Source organism: Bacillus sp. MYb56, assembly GCF_002976445.1.
GTDB lineage: Bacteria > Bacillota > Bacilli > Bacillales > Bacillaceae_G > Bacillus_A > Bacillus_A mycoides.
In genome coordinates this window covers 1-3,263 of the sequence record NZ_PCOH01000101.1, presented here as the reverse complement: position 1 = coordinate 3,263, position 3,263 = coordinate 1, and the positions used below count along the sequence as shown (strand labels likewise).

Below are 3,263 nucleotides of genomic sequence, written 5' to 3'. Positions count from 1 at the left end.
ATTCTCTGCACTTATTTTTTAAAATTATCATACAAATGATCTGTATATCAAAGATAAATTGATGTGCAGATCATTTGTGTGAGCAAAGTCCCTTTAAGCCTTATGAAGGGACTTTTTTAAATTTCTACATACTTAGGGCTCCGTCACATCAAGTTAAAGCACTTTTGAAACATTGAAAAGTGCTTTTTTATTATAAATACGAATGTAAACTTTTACATATTAGTTTACATTCAAATCCTCTGAAATATTGACTTCTCACCAAATTACCTGATATCCTCAATTTACATAACAAAAGTATACATTCAAAAAGCTATAAACAAAGAGGTCAAAAATCCATGAATATAAATGTAATTCCACATTCATGAGATTAACTCTCCCTCCTATTTTTTCTATCCTTTAACCAACTATAAGAAGAATGCGATTATATACTTGAAATTCAACAAATTCTCTTTAAAAGCCTATACGTATTTTCCCTCCATCTTCTATATGCTTCCGTAAATAATAATACTTATGGAGTTCTATAATCATATAAAACAAACCAAACGAAAACACTGTGCATGCACACATAAATACAATTGCCCCCATCTGTTGTGTTGCAATGCTAAGAATTATATTAGCAATTAACTGCCCCAATCCAGCTGCAATAGCTGCTACTTTTACACCACCAGTTCCTTTCGACGATTTTGATTTTTTTCTTGGTTCCTGAAGTTTTTCAATATGATTTTTATAAAAATAATACAAAGCAAAACCATACAAACCAACTGAAAAAATAAAATAGATAGGAGTTTGTAATTGTAACACTTCATAGGCATATTTTTGAGTTATAACCAATAATCCGACTGAACATATGGTGCCATATACTCCTCGAAATAGAGTGTATTGTAATTGTCGTTTCCGAGGATTGATAGCAATCCATATCGCCCACAAATTTAAAAAAATAACTGGAGGAGTTACTATATATACATAGAGTAATCGAAAAGGATTCGCAAAAGCAGGCAAAAGAACAAACACGTCTGCCCCCAAAAGGACAAGACCAATTACGTGGACTCTTATTTCATTTACAGGATAAAGAGCCATATAATGTGCAAAAGCTTTCTTATTAAAATCTATACTTTTTTTCATGTTAATTAAACCACCCCGCTACTGTTGACCAAGCTTTTTTCGCATCCGTTTTCACCATATCTTTAATACTATCATCTTCACCATTACCATCTAAATCAATTTGAAAATCTCTTATAAATTTAAATTGACATATTTATAGCAAGGGAATGCTTGTATGCTGATCTGTACTGCATTCCCTTATTCTATGTATGCTATATTCTTATTCGCCTTTTTCTAACAGTAGAACCACGAATCTTGGCGAAGACATTGGTTTTTGCCCTGTCCTGGGGTCCGTCCTCGCTTTTTATTCCACGGTTCCCTTGACCACGAGCCTCCGAACCCTCAAACTCCTAAAGCTAACCCCAGCGGGCAAAAACCGCCCTTCTGGGGCCACCCCTGGCGAGTTTGCATGAGGGTTCCCCTCATCGTCAAGGAACTTTCGCGGCATAAACGCCAGGACTCAGCAATTCCACATGCGCGGCAACCACGATTCCTTCTAAATACATTTTTTATTTATTGCTAACAATAAATAAAAAGCTAATTTTCATAGAAAATTAGCTTTTTAACTTTAATATTCACATAAAATTATACCTATAATTTCACTTACCGTATTTTAAAACTTCTTAATAAAAAAACAGAACATTAAAGTGTATTATATTTTTTCACTTGTAATGGGATAGTTACAACATATAAATCTACAGCATAATAAGTAATCCAAATCCCTTTACCTTCAACATCAAGTTTTGATTGGTAAAACTGTTCTAAAATTTTTCGTTTCCCCCATCTTTTAGGGAACCATTTGAATACTTTAGGAACATTATATTTTTTATTAGACCATACCTTTAATCTCCATAGAACTAAAATAACTGTAATCAGGATAATAAAATTAATAAACTCAGAATATGAAGCTTTTAAAAACATATATCCTCTACCTTTTCATTAGAAATGTAACAACTTATCCTCTTAAAATAGCTTTTTTTACAATAAAATAAGTAATAGAAAATAATAAACAAGTACCAATTATACCAAAAACTGCAATACAAGCTAATATAATCATAAAATACTTAAAATTTTTCACCTTTTTATTCATACTAATTATCTCCTTAAATCTTTAATAATAAATTCTTTACCCAATCTCAAAAAATCATTTTCCAAATAATTTTGCAAAAAAACCTTTTGGTTTTGTAGCTGCCGTTAATAATTTTGTTTCTTGTACTTCTCTAATTGTTTCCAGTAACTTCTGATCACGTTTCTCTAACTTATTATCAATATAATCTTGTTGTTTTTGAAGTTGTTCAATTAACAATTTATTAAATTCCTCTTGTTTCTCACTATATTCTCTAAGTCTACTAATTTCATTTTTTAATGATTTTAATTCTTCAGCTAAAATTTCTCCAACTTCTTTACTAGGTATAGGCTTTATACTTTCCCCATTTGTAGCAAAATAATGTTCAATTTGTTTTATTGAGTAATTCTGCTCTCTATGTAATTGTTTAACCATCTTCATTTGCTCAAGAGCTTTCTCATTAAAAACATTATAGCCCGATTCATTTTTCTCTAAAGGAATATATGTCCTTAATTCTTTCATCCAATTTCTTATAACATTTGGCGATTCATCTAAACACAATGCAACTTCTTTAACAGTCATGGCTATATAACCTGGTTTTTCTTCACCTAGGTTTTCACTTTTATCCATCTTTTTACCCACCTTTAAAACCTAGATAAAAACCTAAGTTTTTTAAATATCAAGGGTTATTTTCAAAAAAATCAACCTTGATACCTAGGTATAAAACCTAGGTTTTTACTAATTCATTTTACTAAGGTTTATATCCTTCTGTCATATGAAAATAACGGAATTCTTCACATCTCTAAGTCATACTTCATTTTCTTCTTAATAAATGATTATTTAATCCATATAGCGAAGACCATGGCCGCGCCACAAAAATTTTTCTAATAACCTTGCAACAAACCACAACTAAATTTACATTTTTGTTTTTTAACATAGTAAATTTCAATCAAAAAATAAACCACTTCATAAAATTGGAAATTCTGAATCAGAAAAGAGAGAAGAGCATAAGGGGTTTTTGGGCCCAACTAGGGGTTGGGCCTAGGCAGAGCCTAGCTTAAACGTGGGTACACGAAAATTTCCAGGATGTCCACTC

The 3,263-nt window shown here is 31.2% G+C and carries 4 protein-coding genes; all 4 read right to left on the bottom strand.

Going from position 1 to position 3,263, the window contains the following annotated elements:
- Window positions 1-450 precede the first annotated feature (450 nt).
- The 4 genes from CQ058_RS31020 to CQ058_RS31010 all read right to left on the bottom strand — a co-directional run bounded on the left by CQ058_RS31020 (window position 451) and on the right by CQ058_RS31010 (window position 2,797).
- Complete coding sequence (locus CQ058_RS31020) at window positions 451-1,122, bottom strand: hypothetical protein (protein ID WP_002205125.1); 672 nt, start codon at window positions 1,120-1,122, stop codon at window positions 451-453.
- Window positions 1,123-1,743: 621 nt separating this feature from the next.
- The gene (locus tag CQ058_RS31015; RefSeq protein WP_105588370.1) at window positions 1,744-2,022 is read right to left on the bottom strand and encodes a hypothetical protein; all 279 of its coding nucleotides are present in this window, start codon (window positions 2,020-2,022) and stop codon (window positions 1,744-1,746) included.
- A gap of 34 nt (window positions 2,023-2,056) precedes the next feature.
- Window positions 2,057-2,191, bottom strand: coding sequence for a hypothetical protein (locus CQ058_RS32640; protein ID WP_258169605.1), 135 nt, complete (start codon window positions 2,189-2,191; stop codon window positions 2,057-2,059).
- 54 nt (window positions 2,192-2,245) lie between these two features.
- The gene (locus CQ058_RS31010) at window positions 2,246-2,797 is read right to left on the bottom strand and encodes a MerR family transcriptional regulator (RefSeq protein WP_105590254.1); all 552 of its coding nucleotides are present in this window, start codon (window positions 2,795-2,797) and stop codon (window positions 2,246-2,248) included.
- Window positions 2,798-3,263: the final 466 nt, after the last annotated feature.